The following is a 1,134-nucleotide window of genomic DNA, read 5'->3' as shown; positions in this document are numbered from 1 at the left end:
TTTCAGTGGGAGGATGTAAAAGTCAACATTATAGATACGCCAGGCCATATGGATTTTTTAACCGAAGCATACCGCTCTTTATCTGTCCTTGACGGAGCTGTTTTAGTCATTTCAGCAAAAGACGGCGTACAGGCACAAACCCGTATATTATTCCATGCGCTTCAGAAAATGGACATTCCGACAATTATCTTTATAAATAAGATAGACCAAAATGGAATCGACCTACAGCGTGTTTACCAAAGCATTAAAGACAAACTTACCAGTGATATGATTGTCATGCAGGAGGTTTCCCTGTCGCCCCAAATATCCATGACCGATATTTCTGATTTGGACAAATGGGATATGATTATTTCCGGAAGCGATGAACTATTAGAACGATATGTTGCAGAGGATTCTTTGGATATACAGGAATTACAATATGAAAAGTGCAAAAGAACCAGATGCTGCTCTTTGTTTCCTGTTTATCATGGGAGTGCAAAAGACAATTTAGGAACAGAAAAACTGATTGAAGCGGTTACAGAAACTTTCATTACAGAAACAGACGATATTCAGTCTGAATTATGTGGATATGTTTTTAAGGTTGAGTATACAGAGCGGAAAAAACGGCTTTCTTATTTACGCCTGTATCATGGGACGCTCCATTTACGGGATACCCTGCTGCTGTCAAAAAAGAAAAAAATAAAGATTACAGAAATGTGTATTCCGTCAAATGGTGAAATCGTCCCGGCTGACCATGCCTGTCCGGGAGAAATTGTTATTTTAGCTGATGATACTTTGAAACTGAACGACATTCTGGGAAATGAAAAACTCCTGCCTCACAAAACATGGATTGATAATCCCATGCCATTACTTCGGACAACGGTAGAGCCGCAAAAGCCGGAGCAAAGGGAAGCCCTGTTAAATGCCCTCGCAGAGATTGCTGATACAGACCCTCTTTTGCATTTTGACATTGATACTGTTACACATGAGATTATGTTATCTTTTTTGGGAAAAGTACAGTTAGAAGTTATTTGTTCGCTATTAGAAGAAAAATATCATGTGGGCGTGGCTATGAAAGAGCCTTCGGTTATTTATCTGGAAAGACCGCTTAGAAAAGCAGAATATACCATCCACATAGAAGTCCCGCCAAATCCT

1 protein-coding gene is annotated in these 1,134 nt (G+C 39.6%); it reads left to right on the top strand.

What is annotated here, in order from left to right:
• Positions 1-1,134: GTP-binding protein (locus PGW42_RS15780; protein WP_270235195.1), on the top strand; the 1,134-nt coding region annotated here is incomplete at both ends.

This window comes from Coprococcus sp. TM115-187 (assembly GCF_027679115.1).
Lineage (GTDB): Bacteria > Bacillota > Clostridia > Lachnospirales > Lachnospiraceae > Allocoprococcus > Allocoprococcus comes.
Note: the sequence above shows the minus strand (reverse complement) of the source record. Positions and strands in the feature narration are given on the sequence as shown.